The sequence below is a fragment of the Haloarcula sp. HT12 genome, assembly GCF_055271655.1.
Genome location: NZ_JBUXKW010000002.1, coordinates 33,883 through 49,494 on the forward strand (window position 1 = coordinate 33,883; position 15,612 = coordinate 49,494).

The window sequence follows — 15,612 nt, forward strand, 5'->3', positions numbered from 1 at the left end:
ATACACGTCTCAGTGCAAGAGAAAGTATGGCGAAATCACCTGACGACGACACGAAAGAGAGCGGACGACTGCCGGCGGCGCTCCGGTCGGTCACGCCGGGGTCGCGGAGCCGTCCCAACGAGGGCATGGACATGATCGGCTGGGGGATGCTCGCCGGCCTGCTCGTTCTGCTGGTCCCGCTCCTGCCGTTCATCATCATCGTCTGGGCCATCTCGAAAGTGACCGACATGCTCACGCCCTCGCCGTAATCAGGTCGTGTCGGTGTCGACGAGCGAGAACGGCGTCCCGTCGCCGGCGGCGTTTGCGTTCTCGTAGACGACGTGTGCGGCCGCGACGTCCTGGATCGCCAGCCCCGTCGAATCGAAGAGCGTGAGCCCGTCGTCGTCGGTCCGGCCCGAGAGCGTGCCCGCGACGATGTCGCCGAGCTCCCCGTGGAGGTCGTTGTCGGTCAGGACGCCCTCGCCCCACGGGACGTTGATCTCGCCGGAGTGGGTGCACTGTTCGTAGTTGTCGATGACGAGCTTCGCGTCGAGCAGCGTGCGCTCGTCGTGTTCCTGCTTGCCGGCGGCGTCGGCCCCGATAGCGTTGACGTGCGTGCGCTCGTCGAGCCACTCCCGGTCGACGATGGGCGACCTGACGGGCGTGATCGTCGAGAGCACGTCACAGCCGGCGGCGTCCTCGATGCTGCCTGCGCGCACGTCGAATCGGTCGGCGAAAGCGTCGACGAACGCCTGCTGTTTCTCCGCGTCCCGGTCGGCGACGACCACCGTCTCGATGTCCCGGACCGACGAGATGGCCTCCAGTTGCGTGTAGGCCTGCGTGCCGGCCCCGACCAGCCCGAGCGAGTCCGCGTCGGCGACGGCGAGGTGGTCGGTGGCGACCGCCGCAGCCGCCCCGGTCCGCAGGCGCGTCAGGACGGTGCCGTCCATCACGGCCAGCGGGAACGCCGTCTCTGGGTCAGAGTAGATGAGCGTCCCGAGGACGGTCGGCAGGTCGTGGTCGCGGGGGTTGTCCAGGTGGACGTTGACCCACTTGACCGCGGCGGCGTCCCACGTCTCCGCGTTGACGTAGGCCGGCATCGACCTGAAGTCGCCGTTGTACTGCGGCAGGTCGATGTAGGACTTGGCCGGCATGACGGTGTTCTCCATGGCATCGGCGGCGAAAGCCGCGGCAACCGCGTCGATGACTGCCGGCATCGCCGCGTGGTCCTCGACCGCGTCCGCGCCGAGAAGCAGCGTCTGCATACGAAACACTGGCACTCGACGGCACTTATACCTCCGCCGTCACAGGGGTTATACCGCCACGCGACCAGTCACTGGTATGCGTCGCGGGGCGGCGATTTCCGCGGTCTGTCTCTGCCTGCTGAGCGCCGGGTGTGCCGGCCTGTTCGGGGACGGCGCGGCCGCCAGGGAGACCGTGACACCGGCCCCGGTCCCGACTGCGGACGCGCCGACAAGCCCGGAACAGCGCGCCCCGGGCGTCGTCGGCGACCGCGTCGTCAACGCCACTGCACTCGGCCGCGCTCACGTGGCCCAGCTCTCGAACACCTCCTATCGGGTCCAGCACACCAGGACCGTCATGAACGGCAGCGACCTGCACAAGCGCGTCCGGACCCGTGCCAGCATCAGCGCGGGCTACCGGTCGTATACGGCCTCCCAAACAGTGACCGGTCAGGGCGTGACTGCGCGTGAGGTCCACGGCACCTGGCGAGACGGCCGCGCGCTCGAACGGACCACCGTCAACGGCTCGACATCGACGGCGGTGGTCGCGGACAGCCGCGGTATCGGTGGCCCGCCGCGTCCCCCGCGGGCCGCACTGTTCTTCGAACCCACGTTCAGCGGCCGTCTCATAGCGCTGCTTTCGGCCACCAACGTCACGTCCATCCGCCCCGGCGATGAAGTCATCAAGCAACTGTACGGGGTCTCGCTGTATCGCATCAAGGGAGCCGGAGCGGCCGACGATAGCGCCATCGCAACCCAGCCCGTCGACAGGGTGACCAACGTCTCCCTTTCGGCGACCGTGACGCCAAACGGCGTCGTCCGGAGCTACGCCCTCCAGTACACGGTCGTCAACGAGACGGCTACCCACCGAGTAACCGAGATTCTCCGCTTCAGCGACCTCGGGACGACGGACGTGGTGTTCGAAGAGCGGGGAATCGAGCAGTACCAAAACCGAACAGCACGCCCGGAATGAAGCGAGCGACAGCTGGACGCCGTAGAATCAGCGCTAAAACGGGAAGAGGTCCCCACCCGCTGTCACCAGTCCGTCCCACCAAACGGACCGGGACAGTGAATACTCCCCAGAGACGCACCTAACTGTTGCTCCTGTTTCACGGCTCGATATCGGCAGTGTCACAGCGATTTTGTGAGCGTCGATAGCTGAACTGCACCGGTCGAAAATATCGTCTGCGAGTCGTTGATGCCGTCGAAACACGCCCACAGAGCTGTTCGGCGGTTTCTCCGGTCGTGCTCCCTGCTCGCGGGTCACTCCGTTCCCCGCTCGGTTGTGAGGTAGGCCCTCACTTCGTTCGGCCCTACCCTGCTCGCGTGTCGCTACGCTCCCGCTCGCTCGTTCGGAGGTCTCCCTCCGGTCGACCTCCTACATCATGCCGCCCATGCCGCCGCCCATGCCGCCCATACCGCCAGGGGCGCCACCGGGGCCGCCCGCACCGCCTTCATCGCCGCCGGAGGTCGAGAGGTCGCCGGCAGCGATGATGTCGTCGATCTTGAGGACCAGGTTCGCGGCCTCTGCAGCCGAGGAGATGGCCTGGCGCTTGGCGTGGGTCGGCTCGACGACGCCGGTGTCGAGCGTGTTCTCGACATCGCCGGAGAAGACGTTCAGGCCGGCGCTGACGTCGCCGTCCTCGTGAGCGGCGCGCAGGTCGACCAGCGTGTCGATGCTGTCGAGACCGGCGTTCTCGGCGAGCGTGCGCGGGATAATCTCCAGCGCGTCGGCGAAGGACTCGATTGCGAGCTGTTCGCGGCCTTCGACGCTGTCGGCGTAGTCGCGGAGCCGGCGGGCGACCTCGACTTCAGGTGCGCCGCCGCCGCCGAGGACGCTGCCGTTGGCAACCGTCGATGCGACGACGTCCAGCGCGTCCTGTACGCCGCGTTCGAGTTCGTCGACGACGTGGTCGGTCGAGCCACGGAGCAGCAGGGTGACGCCGTGGGCCTCGTCGCCGCTGCCCTCGACGTAGAACAGGCCTTCGGCCTCGTCGCGGGTGACGGAGCCGTGGCCGAGGTCCTCCGCGGTCGCGGAGTCGAGGTCCGAGACGATGCGAGCGCCCAGAACTTCCTTGAGGAACTCGATGTCGGACTTCTTGGCGCGGCGCACGGCCAGGATGCCCTTCTCGGCGAGGTAGTGCTGAGCCATGTCGTCGATGCCCTTCTGGCAGAAGACGACGTCAGCGCCGGTGTCGGCGATCTGGTCGACCATCTGCTTGAGCTGCTCCTCTTCCTTGTCGAGGAAGTTCTGGAGCTGGCTCGGGTCGTCGACGGAGAGCTGGGCGTCGACCTCGGTCTCGTCGAGTTCGATGGCCGTGTCGACGAGCAGAATGTCGGCGTCGTCGACGTCGGTCGGCATCTCCTCGTGGACCGGGTCCTTGTCGATGACCGCGCCTTCGAGGAGTTCGGAGTTGCCCGCGGAGCTACCGGTCTGGGTCTCGATGTTGAGGTATTCGAGGTCCGCGATGACGGAGCCGTCCTCGGCCTCGACGGTGACGGCGTTGACCGCGTCGACGATGAGCTGGGCGAGCAGCTCCTTGTTGAGCTCCGCGCCCTTGCCCGTCATCGAGGTCTCGGCGACCTTCTTCAGGAGTTCCTCGTCGTCGGGGTCGACGTCGGTGGCGATGTCGGCGAGTTCGTCCTTGGCCTGCGTGGCGGCCATGTTGAACCCCTTGATGATCGCCGTCGGGTGGATGTCCTGTTCGAGGAGGTCCTCGGCGTTCTTGAGGAGTTCGCCTGCGATGGCGACGGCGGAGGTGGTGCCGTCACCGGCCTCGTCCTCCTGTGTCTCGGCGACCTCGACGATCATCGAGGCTGTCGGGTTGTCGATGTCCATCTCCTTGAGGATGGTGACGCCGTCGTTGGTGACGGTGACGTCGCCCATCGAGGAGACGAGCATCTTGTCCATCCCCTTCGGGCCGAGCGTCGAGCGTACCGACTCGGCGACCGCGCGAGCGGCCGAGATGTTGTGTTCCTGTGCAGACTTGTCCTTCATCCGCTGGGAGTCCTCTCCCAGGATGATCATCGGCTGGCCCTGCATCTGGCGTTGGCTCATAATCAAGCGAAGATTGCATGTGGTTCTATATAAAAGTAAGGGTTATAGGGTGCTCGGCGGTTGCCCGTTGACGCAACGAGAACAGGTGAAATCACCAGACTGAGGTCGTACTGACCGCCAACAATGGTAGCTGTTGGCACGCCTCATCAGGGCCACTGTGACCTGTTTATATATTCATTCGACGGGCTCCGTCCAGTGGACCGTGACCGATCCGACGACGAAGGCGTCCTCGGAATCGGGGCTTCGGCGGAACTGAATCGTGTTCTCGCCGACGTGAAGGCGCTCGGGTGTAATCGTGTCCATCCAGAGCTGCCAGCCCTCGCCCGGCGCGATGTCGAACCCCGACAGCGGCTCGCCGTTGACCACGATTTCGTGGTCGAAGTCCTCGACCTCGAACACCTGCATCTGGACGTACGGGTCCGCCGGCGACGAGGTTGGGAGGTCGAAAGAAACCGGGTCGGTCGCATCACCGGTGTATTCAGCCCAGGGAACGTCGAGCGAGTCCGCCGACGGGCCGAGATGCTGCTGGAACTGACAGAGCGCGTAGTTGGCACGACGTGACATATGAGCTACGTCTCCCGGGCAGTATAAAAATCAGGGGCCGGTCGCGCCCGCAGCTTTTAGTTAGCAGACAGATTTGAAGAACAGCCAGAAAGCCCCCACGTTCTCAGCTCCCGCGGCTCGCTGCGCTCCAGTAGGTGCTTACTTCGCCGGGGTTCGCTGAGAACGCGGCCCCTTTCAGTCCCGCCCAATATGGCTTGTCCAACCGGCTACGGGTGGGACTGAAAGGGGCGGCTGGCTGAACGATGGCGGACGACGCAAGGACCGCAACGCAGTGAGGACCGCAGCGAGGCCCCCGAGTTCAGCCAGGGCGAGAGCGAAGCTCTCGCGGGCAATCGGACGCTGCGCGTCCGATGACAGCCGGGGCTTTCTGGCTCTCTGTGTCTGTTATTGCTAAACAAAACGCCACCGTTGCGGCCGCAGTGTCACCCCGAGCGATCACGGCACAAACAAGAGCGGAGCGCCTATGAGTGACCGGCTGTTGCCCTCCGGTATGGACGCTGCGCTTGGCCCGCCCGAGAAGATGGCCGAGCTCGAAGAGGACCTGACGCCGATGATGGCACAGTACTACGAGCTGTGCCGGCAGTACGACGACGCTCTGGTCCTCTTTCAGGTCGGGGACTTCTACGAGGCCTTCTGTGCGGCCGCACAGCGGGTCGCCCGGCTGTGTGAGATCACGCTGACCCAGCGCGAGGACTCGACCGGCGAGTATCCGATGGCTGGTATCCCCATCGACAACGCCGAGTCCTACGTCGAGACGCTGCTGGACGCGGGCTACCGGGTCGCTATCGCCGATCAGGTCGAGGACCCCGACGAGGTCAGCGGCGTGGTCGAACGAGCAGTCACGCGGATCGTCACGCCGGGGACGCTCACCGAGAGCGAACTCCTGGGCGGGGCGGACAACAACTACGTCGCCGCCCTGACCGCCGGCGAGCGGTACGGACTGGCGCTGCTCGATGTCTCGACCGGGGACTGCTACGCCACGAGCGTTGGCTCGGAGACGGCCGTCGCCGACGAACTCAGCCGGTTCGGCCCGGCGGAGGCAATCGTCGGCCCCGACGTCGACGTAGACCGAGATGCCGTCTTCGGCCCGGCCTGTCTGGTGACACGCTACGACGCGGACGCCTTCGCCCGGGACCGCGCTGCCGACCGCGTAGGCCAGTACTTCGGCCCGCCGGAGCGCCTGCTCGCCGGCGACGCGGAAATCCGGGCCTGTGGCGGCCTGCTGGCCTACGCTGAGTACACCCGCGGCAGCAGCGGGGCCGTCGGTCCCGACGGCGAGCCGGTGGATGCGGACGTAGACCCCGCCGGCACGCTCGACTACCTCAATCACCTCACGCGGTACGACCCGCGGGAGTACATGTTGCTCGACGCCGTGGCCGTCGAGAGCCTCGAACTGTTCGAGCGCCGGTCGGTCAGGGGCCACGAGAACCGCACGCTCGTCGACACGGTCGACGAGACGGCGTGTGCGCTGGGGCGGCGGAAACTGACCGACTGGCTCCGCCGGCCGCTGCTGGACGCCGACCGCATCGAGGCCCGCCACGGCGCAGTCGCCGAACTCCAGCGCGATCCCGCGCGGCGAGAGGAGCTGTCGGCCCTGCTGTCGGAGGTGTACGACCTCGAACGGCTCATCTCACGCGTCTCGCGGGGTCGAGCGAACGCGCGCGACCTCAGGTCGCTGGCCGCCACGCTGTCGGTCGTGCCCGAGATTCGGGACCAAATCGCCGACGCAGACGCGCGCCTGCTCGCGGACCTACACGCCACGCTGGACCCGCTGGCTGAGACCCGCGAGGAAATCGAGGCGGCGATCCGCACGGACCCGCCACAGCAGGTGACAGAGGGGGGCGTCATCCGCGAGGGCTACGACGAGGAGCTGGACCGACTGCGCTCGACCGAGCAGTCTGGCAAGCAGTGGATCGACGACCTCGAAGCGAGCGAGCGCGAGCGCACCGGCATCGACTCGCTGAAGGTCGGCCACAACTCGGTGCATGGCTACTACATCGAGGTGACGAACGCGAATCTCGATTCCGTCCCCGAGGACTACCAGCGCCGCCAGACGCTGAAAAACAGCGAGCGCTACTACACGCCGGAACTCAAGGAGCGCGAGGAGGAGATTCTGCGGGCCGAGAGCGCGGCCGACGACCTGGAGTACGACCTGTTCTGTGCGGTCCGGGACGAGGTGGCCAACGAAGCCGAGCGCGTACAGGCGCTCGCAGACCGACTGGCTCGCCTCGACGTGTTGGTCTCCTTCGCCGAGGTCGCGGCGCAGTACGACTACTGCCGACCCACCGTCGGGAACGACGGCATCGACATCACCGCCGGCCGCCACCCCGTCGTTGAGCGGACCGAGGACGCCTTCGTGCCGAACGACACGCATCTCGGTAGTGGACCAGTGCCGGAGAGCGGAGACGGAAGCGGCGACGGCGTCGCCGCTGACGATATACAGCCCTTCCTCGCCGTCGTCACAGGGCCGAACATGAGCGGGAAATCGACGTACATGCGCCAGGTCGCGCTCATCTGCCTGCTGGCGCAGGCCGGGAGCTTCGTCCCCGCAGCGGCGGCCGACCTCCCGATACTCGACCGGGTGTTCACCCGCGTCGGGGCCAGCGACGACATCGCCGGCGGCCGCTCGACGTTCATGATAGAGATGACCGAACTGGCGACGATTCTCGACGCGGCGACCGAAGACTCGCTCGTCCTGCTGGACGAAGTGGGACGGGGCACGTCGACGGCCGACGGGCTGGCTATCGCCCGCGCCGTCACCGAACATCTCCACAACGAGGTCGGCGCGTACACGCTGTTTGCGACCCATCACCACGATCTTACCGCCGTCGCCGCCGACCTGCCCGGCGCGACCAACCGCCACTTCGAGACCAGCCGCGAAGCCGGCGACGTTCGCTTCGACCACGAACTCGCGCCCGGTCCCGCAGCGGCCTCCTACGGCGTCGAGGTGGCGAGCATGGCCGGCGTCCCCGAATCCGTCGTCGAGCGCTCGCGGGACCTCCTGATGGATGCCGACGCTGGCGAAACGAGCGCCGACAGAGAAGAGCGCCGAGATGCTACCGAGACTGAGGCCGGCTCATCGGCTGACTGCGACGCGGCGTCCGCCGTTGCGGAGACGACAGGACCGACAGAAAACGGAAAAGCGGCGGGGTCGGCCGGCGACGGTACAGTGGACAGCCACCAGGAGACAGTGCGGGCGAACGGGGCTGCCATCGACGGAGAGCTACCGGAGTCAGTGGCACAGCAGTTGGCGTCGCTCGATGTCGCGACGATGACACCGATAGAGGCGATGAACGCACTCGCGGACTTGCAGGACCAGATCGAATAACGGCGGTCAGCTATCGCTGTCAGCGGCCAGTTCCTCGTGCGGACAGGCGAACATGGCCGTGACGAGTTTCTGTTCGGCGGCCCGCAGGTGCTTGTGGAGCGTCGGTTCCGAGACATCGAGAAGTTCAGCCAGATCCGCGGCCGTCGCCCCGCGGGGCCAGTTGTAGTACCCCGCTTCGTGGGCCGTTTCGAGGACCTCCCGCTGGCGGTCGGTCAATGAATCAGTGAGGGCAGCGTAGTTCTGGAACCCGAACAGCGGCACGATGGACTCGCGATGTTGTTTCGCGATGAGTTCGGCCTCCGAATGAGACGACAGGAACTCCTCGATAACCGCCGCCGTCTCCGTTTGCCGTGGCACGTCGGCCACGACAGTTCCCTGCCCGTCGACGCCGCGAGCGGTCTGTGGCACCGCACCGGCGTCTGCAAGCGAAACGATGGGGCAACTGTCCTGGACGTCGATCTCGACGAGTCCGCCGTCGCTGGTGCGGTCAAGCACCCGCGCCTCGCGCTGTGCATCCGCCTCAACGTACTCGACGAGTTGGTCGGGGCGAGCACCCTCGATTGAGAGGAACTCCGCGTACGTGTCGCCCGTCTGCGGGAGACACTTCTCCAGGATTACTGAGCACGATTCCGCCTCCGACATCGACACAAAAGGATATGATCCGTCAGAAATATCAAACTTCACACGTGTGACCGCCCGGCCGTCACCAGGCTGTTGAGACATATACTGGCGTAGTCGATACCCCGTGAAGAATGTTGTCATGCTTCATACCGATGGCGTTCACTATGCTAGCCACACTGAACTTTGCAGGTACAGGATAAATTACTCACGAGGAACAGAGAACCGTGTCTGGAATATCACCATCCGTCATAGAAGCCCACGGCACCGACCAGTCCATCGTCACGGCAGTCGTTCGCGCCGTGGCGACCGCAGAGGGGCAACCCATAGAGTCCCTCCCGCCGCTGGCCGACAGTATCAATCCGGATGCACTGACAGCGTGCATAACCGATTCGAACACCGACGGCCACGTCGCGTTCGACTACAGCGGCCACCGCGTGGTCGTCGATACCGATGGGACGGTCACCGTAGACGAGTAATCGCGTCACCTACTGTGAGGTGCCGACGTCAGTCAGATTGGGGCGACACGGATACGTGCAGCAGAAACAGTCACGGCGGCTCCAGTGAAACGAACTCCAACCCTTTCTCGGCGAGCAACTGACGCGCCCGGTCGGTCACCGAGGGCGCAACGAGGATTCCACGGACCTCGGTCTCGGCGTGCAGATCACGCTCCAGGGCATCGACGTACCGACCCAGCTGGCCGACTGCGTCGGGACCGACGCGCCGGCGTTTGAGCTCCAGAACCGTCGTCCGGCCCCCGGCGTCCTCGCCGTAGATGTCGACCGCGCCGGCGGGGGTCTCGCGTTCGGTCGCAAGCGGCGTAAAGCCCGACTCGACCAGCGCCGGCTCGTCGAGAATTCGGTCTTTCAGGTCAGCTTCGGTCCCGGTGAGCGCGAGGTCCTCGGAATCGCTCACGTCGAAGGCGGCGGCGTGGGCGACCGTTTCGAAGACGACCTCCAGCGATTCCGCGGGGGTCGACCGCGTGGAACGGACGACCAGCGAGCCGTCGTCGACGCTGACGCTGTGTTCACACCCCGGTGGCTGCCAGTTCACCGGCTGCTGGCCCTCGTCGGTGTGGACCAGCGCAGCCCCGTCGGGTTTGAGCATGACGTGGCGGTCGCCGAGCCCCAGCGAACTGGCCGCTCGACCCTCGTACTCGACCGTACAGGTACCCACGAGCGTCACCAGCGCGCTGCGGTCGGTGGCACGCGACGCGAGTTCCAGCGCGTCGGCGGGGTCTGGATAGGTCAGCGTCTCGACGGCGGTCACGTGTGGCGGTTAGCGGTCCCCGCGTAAAAAGGACGCGTCGTCGGGGTAGTGCACGGCCGAAGCGCGGTTTCGGAGCGCCGCGAGCAGGTCACGCCGAACCGGTTCCGGGTCCCGCGTCTCGCTTTCCAGAACGCGACATGCCTCGTCCTTGCGGTCGACCCACCACTCACGGAGTCCAATGGGGTCAGCAGTACGAGCGAGGACGATATCGTCGGGGTCCGACAGCGTCGGGTCGAGCCAGCAGACGGCGTAGGTTCGGACCGACCCGTCGAGTACGACCACCTGTTCGTGGGTGGCATCGACGGCAGCGAGAACAGCCGACGCCGTCCACCCGTTCCCGAGCGGTCGGGACTGGGCTACCGGGTCGGCGTCGACGCCCCAGTGGGCGATGCGACAGTCGTAACAGCCGTCGGGACGGGCGACGGCCACGAGCGTTCGACGGCCCATCAGGGACCACCGAGCGTGTGAGCGGACATGGGTGCCCCTGGCCCCGTGGTCCTATTTGAACGCTGGCCCACAGAACACCGTCCGCCCCCACAAAGTCACCATGTAGGGTGCCGGAACCCATCGAACCAGCCGACCATTGGTAACTCGGCACAACCCTCAAGTAGTACGTTACCGTACACTAACATATGATGGTGAGCGAGTGGCTCTACGGCGCAATCGCGCTTCTCGTGGGGCTTCACGTCCTGACCATGCTGTACGCGTACCGGCACCGGGGTGACCCCGCCGGTGCGACCGGACAGGGCGATGCCGAGGGGCGCCGTGGGAACGCCACCGACAACAGCACTGAGTCCATCGACTGTCCCCACTGCGGGGCGAGGAACGAGCAGGACTACCAGTTCTGCCGACAGTGCGTCGCCGATCTGACGAGCGGGAGCCCGCAGCGCCAGCCGACGGACCGAAGCCAGCCGTACTGACGCCGTTCGCAAGTCCCGGCTGGAATCGAACAGTCCGGCCGCTGTTATCGGCCAAAGGATTTATTTCTGCGAAGATACATTTAATATACTGTCATGAACGGGGTGGACAATGGGGAACGTCGTCGATCTGCAATCCGCTGACCGGCCAGAGATATTCGGCCGGACGGACACCGGCGGGCTGTTCGGACGCACGCGCCGGCTCCAGCAGCCGCTGGGGCAGTATCTACGGGCGGCGGAGAGGCCGCGATATCTCGCGTCCAACGACCGGTCCGGCGTCGTCGCTGCCCGGGGAGACAACGAGTCGTACGTCCCGGCCGGCGACTACCGCGCGTTTCTGCTCGCCACGACCGTTCGGGTCCTGTTCGTCGTCGGCAACGACAGCGGTGACCGAACCATCTCGCTCCCCTACGAAGACATCGTGGCCGTCCACTGCACGTCGGGGCTTCGTACGTCGACGCTCGAAACCGTCACCGTCGACGAAGACCGCTGGGCGTTCGAGTGCAAGGGCGACCTGAGGCCGGTTCGGGCCTTCGTCGACGAAGCGACACAGATCTGGACGCGGACACTGACCGAGCTTGACCGGGCGGAATCCCGGGTCGAGGCCGCAGCGGGAGCCCTGGCGGCGACAGACCTCGATACAGCAGCCACGCAGATCACCGCCGCACAGGAAGCACTCGACGACAGTCGGGAACGAGTCGAAGCGGTCGGGGCGACAGCGGCCATCGATGAGCGCCGCCAGGCAGTGCAGACCCGAATCGACACCTGCCAGCGGCGACGCCACGTGGGCGCGGCCGAGGAACACCGCGACACGGCCCGGGACGCATGGGAGAACCGGGCGTACGAACGGGCCGCGGACGCGTACGAACAGGCCACCGTCGAGTACGACCGGGCGCTGGCGGTGACGGCACCGGAGCCGTCAACGGAGGCCGTCACGGACGCCCGGGACGCAGTCGAGGCAGAATACGCCGAACTCCTGTCGGCCCCGGTCGACGCGGCACAGGTGGCCGCGAGCGCGGCCAGAGCCACGACAGACCCGGCAGCACGGGCCACACATTGGGAAGACGCCCTCGACCGGTACCGGACGGCGTACGAACTGGACTGGGGCCGTGACCGCCGGTTCGACGGCGACCGGGGGTCGCTCCGGCAAGCGCTCGCGGACGTCGCCGTCGAACTGGTCGATGCGCACCGTGAGGCGGGACGACAGGGGCGACGCGAGGCCAGCGACGACTCGAAGCGAGAGGCACCCGTCGCCGCGTGTGAAGACGCGACAGCCCACTTCGAGCGCGCACGCGAGGTCGCCACCGAACTCGTTCCCGACAGGCGCGACCCGTCAGCGGCCGAACTGACTCCCGTATCCGAGCGGGGAGTCAGTGTCGGCTCAGAGCCCAGCGGTCGGTAATTGTTTATTGGAGGGGAGTCGGGTATGGGTATGCGCTTTGGTGTCATCTCGACAGCGAAAATCGGGCGCGAAGACGTGATTCCGGGCATCCAGAAGTCGGATCACACGGTCACGGCAATCAGCTCCCGCTCCCGGGACCGGGCCAGCGAGGTAGCCGATACCCTCGGTATCGACAGCGCGTTTGGCGACTACGAGACGATGTTCGCCGAAGCGGACATCGACGCGGTCTACAACCCGCTCCCGAACGCGCTCCACGCCGAGTGGAGCCAGCGAGCCGCCGACCACGACCTCAACGTGCTCTGTGAGAAGCCGCTGGCGGTCGACACTGCCGAGGCCGCCGACCTCTTCGACTACTGTACCGACCAGGGCGTCGCGCTGATGGAAGCGTTCATGTACCAGTTCCACCCGCGGACCAGGCGGGCCAGGGAGATCGTCGAGGAGGAACTGGGCGAGATTCACACCGTCGAGGCGTCGTTCAAGTTCCCGCTCGGCGATCCCGACGATATCCGGCTGGACCCGGAACTGGCCGGCGGGAGCCTGATGGACGTTGGCTGTTACGCCGTCAGCGCGGCACGGGGCTTCCTCGGCGAGCCCGACCGCGCGTTCGCACACACCCGAGACTCGTGGGACAGCGGCGTGGACACGAACCTCAGCGGCGTTCTCTCGTACGACGACGGACGCGTCGCCTCGGTTGCCTGCGGGTTCGACGGGCCAAGCCGGGAGTACTACCGGGTCGAAACCGACGACGGCTGGCTCGAAGCCCCGAACTGCTTCGGCCCGGAACACGACCAGTCAGTCTCGCTGACCTACAGCGTCGACGGCCGCGAGGTCACGGAGACGTTCGACCCCGTCGATCACTACCAGTTGCAGGTCGAGGCGTTCGCAGCCGCCGTCGAGAGCGGCGAGACGCCGCCCATCGACCGCGCCGAGACGCTGGGGAACATGCGCGCCATGGACGCACTGGCCCGGAGCGCAGATACCGGCGAGCCGGTCGACATCGCCAACCCCGAGTGAGGAAACCGGGCGGGTGCCGTGACGCGATGAGCGCGAAACGGTTTTGACTGCGGCGAGTGAGGCACGTACTGTGACACCCCCTACAGTGACGCTACCGAGTGGCGACGAACTGCCGATGGTCGGCGTCGGGACCTGGGACATCGACGGCGAGACCGTTCAGGAGTCCGTCCGAACCGGGCTGGACGCGGGCTACGCTCACGTCGACACCGCCGAAGGCTACAAGAACGAAGCGGAGATCGGCGAGGCCCTGGCCGACTACGACCGCGAGGACGTGTTTCTCACGTCGAAAGTGCTGCCGAAGCACCTCGACTACGAGTCCGTCATCGAGGCCTGCGAGGCGTCGCTCGACCGCCTCGGAACGGACTACCTCGACCTGTATCTCGTCCACTGGCCCAACCCCGCGACCTCCGTCCGCGAGACGATGAACGCGATGGCGACGCTCAAAGACCAGGGGAAAATCCGCAACGTCGGCGTCTCGAACTTCAGCGCGTATCAGCTCGGGGCCGCCCAGCACGTCGCCGACGTGCCCATCGCCGTCAACCAGATCGAGTACCACCCCTGGAACACCCAGGACCAGGTCGTCGAGTTCTGCCGCGATACCGACACCGTCGTCGAGGCGGCCGCGCCGCTCGGTCGGACAGAGGTGTTCGCCGACGACGTGATCCAGGATCTGGCCGAGAAATACGACAAGTCGCCGGCACAGCTCATCCTGAAGTGGGCGGTCGAGAACGACGTGGTGGTGCTGCCCAAATCTTCCTCGCCCGAGCACGTCCGGCAGAACTTCGACCTGTTCGACTGGGAACTCGACGCCGCAGACCGCGAACGCATCGACGCCATCGAGCGCGAGGAGGCGGTGTACGACACCGGCGTCAACGACTGGGACAACGACACCTACGGCATCTCACAGTAGCTCCCGATGGTCGACCCGCCCGCACTGGACCGCTGGGACGCCACGGCCGCGGCGAGCATCGCCGTCCTCCTTGTCGTGGCGTACGTCCTGGTTCCCGATCCGACGGTCCAGTACGGGACGTGGCTGGTCGTGTTCTGCATCTGGATGGCCTGGTTCGTCTTCTACGGGGCCAAATGGTTATACGGCCCCTAGAGGGGCGCGTTGAAGCTTTTACTCGATTCCGTGTCAGCGGAGATTTATTTACTCCCACTCTCTATACACACCCGATGCCTCGTATCGAAGTCTCGGAAAACCTGTACCGCCAGATCGAGAGCGAAACCAGCGACGACGACCTCAACGACACGCTGTGGAAGATGGTCGGCTCCTATCGGCGGACGAACAACCCGGAAGCGGACCGGACGTAACGCGCATATCGCAGTCGACAGCCCGCAGCGAGACAGTTCTGAAGGCTCGATAGTTTTCGATAGGCGTTGGACCCGCGGTCGCAGTGACACCGGCGTCCCGGGCAACAGTGCGGCAAGCACTGCCGTCGATACGCATGCTTTTACGATTTGAGTCGTTGCGTACTGGTAATGAGGCCACGAATCGCCCTGCTGAACGCGGCCCACGACGGCGAGGACAACCGCCGGAACTTCCGGCGGGAACTCGACGCCGACCTCGTGGAATACGACGTGACCGAGCGCGAACTGCCCGACTCCTTCGCGTTCGACGGCTGTCTGGTCACGGGCAGCCGCGCGTCCGTCTACTGGGACGAGCCCTGGATCCGGGACCTCGAATCCTGGGTCGCGGACGCGGTCGACCGCGACATCGCGTTCCTGGGCGTCTGTTTCGGCCACCAGCTGCTCGCGCACGCGCTCGGCGGCACCGTCGAGCCGATGGGCGAGTACGAGATCGGCTACCGGACGGTCGAACACGACGGCGAGAACGAACTGCTCGCCGGCGTCGACGAGTCCTTTACCGTCTTCACGACGCATTCGGACCGCGTCGCGGAGGTACCGCCGGGCGCGACCACGTTCGCCGAGAACGACTACGGCGTCCACGGGTTCCGGAAGGGCACCGTCTTCTCGGTGCAGTTCCATCCCGAGTACGACCCCGAGACGGCCGAGACGGTGACGAAAAGCAAGGACGAGCAGCTCTCCGAGGAACGCATCGAGGCGGTGCTCGATGGGGTCACCGAAGAGAACTACCGCGCCGCCTGCGAGGCCAAGCGGCTGTTCGACAACTTCACGCGGTTCGCCGCGCGTCACACGGGCGACGCGACCGCTACCGATGACTCCGGTTCCGCCGCCGCTGCCGACGACTGACCCGACAC

17 protein-coding genes are annotated in these 15,612 nt (G+C 66.1%); 11 read left to right on the forward strand and 6 right to left on the reverse strand.

Annotated elements, in window-relative coordinates:
- Positions 1-26: 26 nt before the first annotated feature.
- Positions 27-248: a DUF7535 family protein gene (locus tag ACY9XZ_RS05255; protein ID WP_463456019.1), complete on the forward strand. Its 222-nt coding sequence runs from the start codon at positions 27-29 to the stop codon at positions 246-248.
- On the opposite strand, the gene ACY9XZ_RS05260 is transcribed toward ACY9XZ_RS05255, so the two are convergent.
- Positions 249-1,244 (reverse strand): ornithine cyclodeaminase family protein, encoded by a 996-nt coding sequence (locus ACY9XZ_RS05260; protein ID WP_463456020.1) that lies wholly within the window; start codon positions 1,242-1,244, stop codon positions 249-251.
- Between the two features lie 76 nt (positions 1,245-1,320).
- Between ACY9XZ_RS05260 and ACY9XZ_RS05265 the strand changes: the two genes are divergently transcribed.
- Positions 1,321-2,193: a hypothetical protein gene (locus tag ACY9XZ_RS05265; RefSeq protein ID WP_463456021.1), complete on the forward strand. Its 873-nt coding sequence runs from the start codon at positions 1,321-1,323 to the stop codon at positions 2,191-2,193.
- 405 nt (positions 2,194-2,598) lie between these two features.
- Here the strand turns inward: ACY9XZ_RS05265 and thsB are convergent, their stop codons facing one another.
- Both thsB and ACY9XZ_RS05275 read right to left on the reverse strand, forming a co-directional pair.
- Complete coding sequence (thsB, locus tag ACY9XZ_RS05270) at positions 2,599-4,278, reverse strand: thermosome subunit beta (protein ID WP_463456022.1); 1,680 nt, start codon at positions 4,276-4,278, stop codon at positions 2,599-2,601.
- Positions 4,279-4,452: 174 nt separating this feature from the next.
- On the reverse strand, positions 4,453-4,842 hold the full coding sequence (locus tag ACY9XZ_RS05275; RefSeq protein WP_463456023.1) for a DUF7383 domain-containing protein: 390 nt from the start codon (positions 4,840-4,842) through the stop codon (positions 4,453-4,455).
- 490 nt (positions 4,843-5,332) lie between these two features.
- On the opposite strand from ACY9XZ_RS05275, the gene mutS reads away from it, so the two are divergent.
- Entirely contained in the window at positions 5,333-8,170 is a 2,838-nt protein-coding gene (mutS, locus tag ACY9XZ_RS05280; protein WP_463456024.1) for a DNA mismatch repair protein MutS, read from the forward strand.
- Positions 8,171-8,176: 6 nt separating this feature from the next.
- On the opposite strand, the gene ACY9XZ_RS05285 is transcribed toward mutS, so the two are convergent.
- A complete protein-coding gene (locus ACY9XZ_RS05285; RefSeq protein WP_463456025.1) occupies positions 8,177-8,932 on the reverse strand; it encodes a helix-turn-helix domain-containing protein in 756 nt (251 codons plus the stop codon).
- Positions 8,933-9,015: 83 nt separating this feature from the next.
- Between ACY9XZ_RS05285 and ACY9XZ_RS05290 the strand changes: the two genes are divergently transcribed.
- Entirely contained in the window at positions 9,016-9,267 is a 252-nt protein-coding gene (locus ACY9XZ_RS05290; RefSeq protein ID WP_463456026.1) for a HalOD1 output domain-containing protein, read from the forward strand.
- A 70-nt stretch (positions 9,268-9,337) separates the two neighbouring features.
- On the opposite strand, the gene nucS is transcribed toward ACY9XZ_RS05290, so the two are convergent.
- Entirely contained in the window at positions 9,338-10,057 is a 720-nt protein-coding gene (nucS, locus tag ACY9XZ_RS05295) for an endonuclease NucS (protein ID WP_463456027.1), read from the reverse strand.
- Between the two features lie 9 nt (positions 10,058-10,066).
- Positions 10,067-10,504 (reverse strand): DUF6735 family protein, encoded by a 438-nt coding sequence (locus ACY9XZ_RS05300; RefSeq protein ID WP_463456028.1) that lies wholly within the window; start codon positions 10,502-10,504, stop codon positions 10,067-10,069.
- Between the two features lie 185 nt (positions 10,505-10,689).
- Between ACY9XZ_RS05300 and ACY9XZ_RS05305 the strand changes: the two genes are divergently transcribed.
- The 7 genes from ACY9XZ_RS05305 to ACY9XZ_RS05335 all read left to right on the forward strand — a co-directional run bounded on the left by ACY9XZ_RS05305 (position 10,690) and on the right by ACY9XZ_RS05335 (position 15,604).
- Entirely contained in the window at positions 10,690-10,977 is a 288-nt protein-coding gene (locus tag ACY9XZ_RS05305; protein ID WP_463456029.1) for a DUF7577 domain-containing protein, read from the forward strand.
- Between the two features lie 109 nt (positions 10,978-11,086).
- Positions 11,087-12,376 (forward strand): hypothetical protein, encoded by a 1,290-nt coding sequence (locus tag ACY9XZ_RS05310; protein ID WP_463456030.1) that lies wholly within the window; start codon positions 11,087-11,089, stop codon positions 12,374-12,376.
- 30 nt (positions 12,377-12,406) lie between these two features.
- On the forward strand, positions 12,407-13,390 hold the full coding sequence (locus ACY9XZ_RS05315; protein WP_463456823.1) for a Gfo/Idh/MocA family protein: 984 nt from the start codon (positions 12,407-12,409) through the stop codon (positions 13,388-13,390).
- Between the two features lie 115 nt (positions 13,391-13,505).
- A complete protein-coding gene (locus ACY9XZ_RS05320) occupies positions 13,506-14,300 on the forward strand; it encodes an aldo/keto reductase (RefSeq protein ID WP_463456824.1) in 795 nt (264 codons plus the stop codon).
- Positions 14,301-14,306: 6 nt separating this feature from the next.
- Positions 14,307-14,492, forward strand: a complete 186-nt coding sequence (locus ACY9XZ_RS05325) for a hypothetical protein (RefSeq protein ID WP_463456031.1) — start codon at positions 14,307-14,309, stop codon at positions 14,490-14,492.
- Between the two features lie 74 nt (positions 14,493-14,566).
- A complete protein-coding gene (locus ACY9XZ_RS05330; RefSeq protein ID WP_463456032.1) occupies positions 14,567-14,704 on the forward strand; it encodes a hypothetical protein in 138 nt (45 codons plus the stop codon).
- A gap of 168 nt (positions 14,705-14,872) precedes the next feature.
- Positions 14,873-15,604: a type 1 glutamine amidotransferase gene (locus ACY9XZ_RS05335; RefSeq protein WP_463456033.1), complete on the forward strand. Its 732-nt coding sequence runs from the start codon at positions 14,873-14,875 to the stop codon at positions 15,602-15,604.
- The last annotated feature ends 8 nt before the right edge of the window (positions 15,605-15,612 follow it).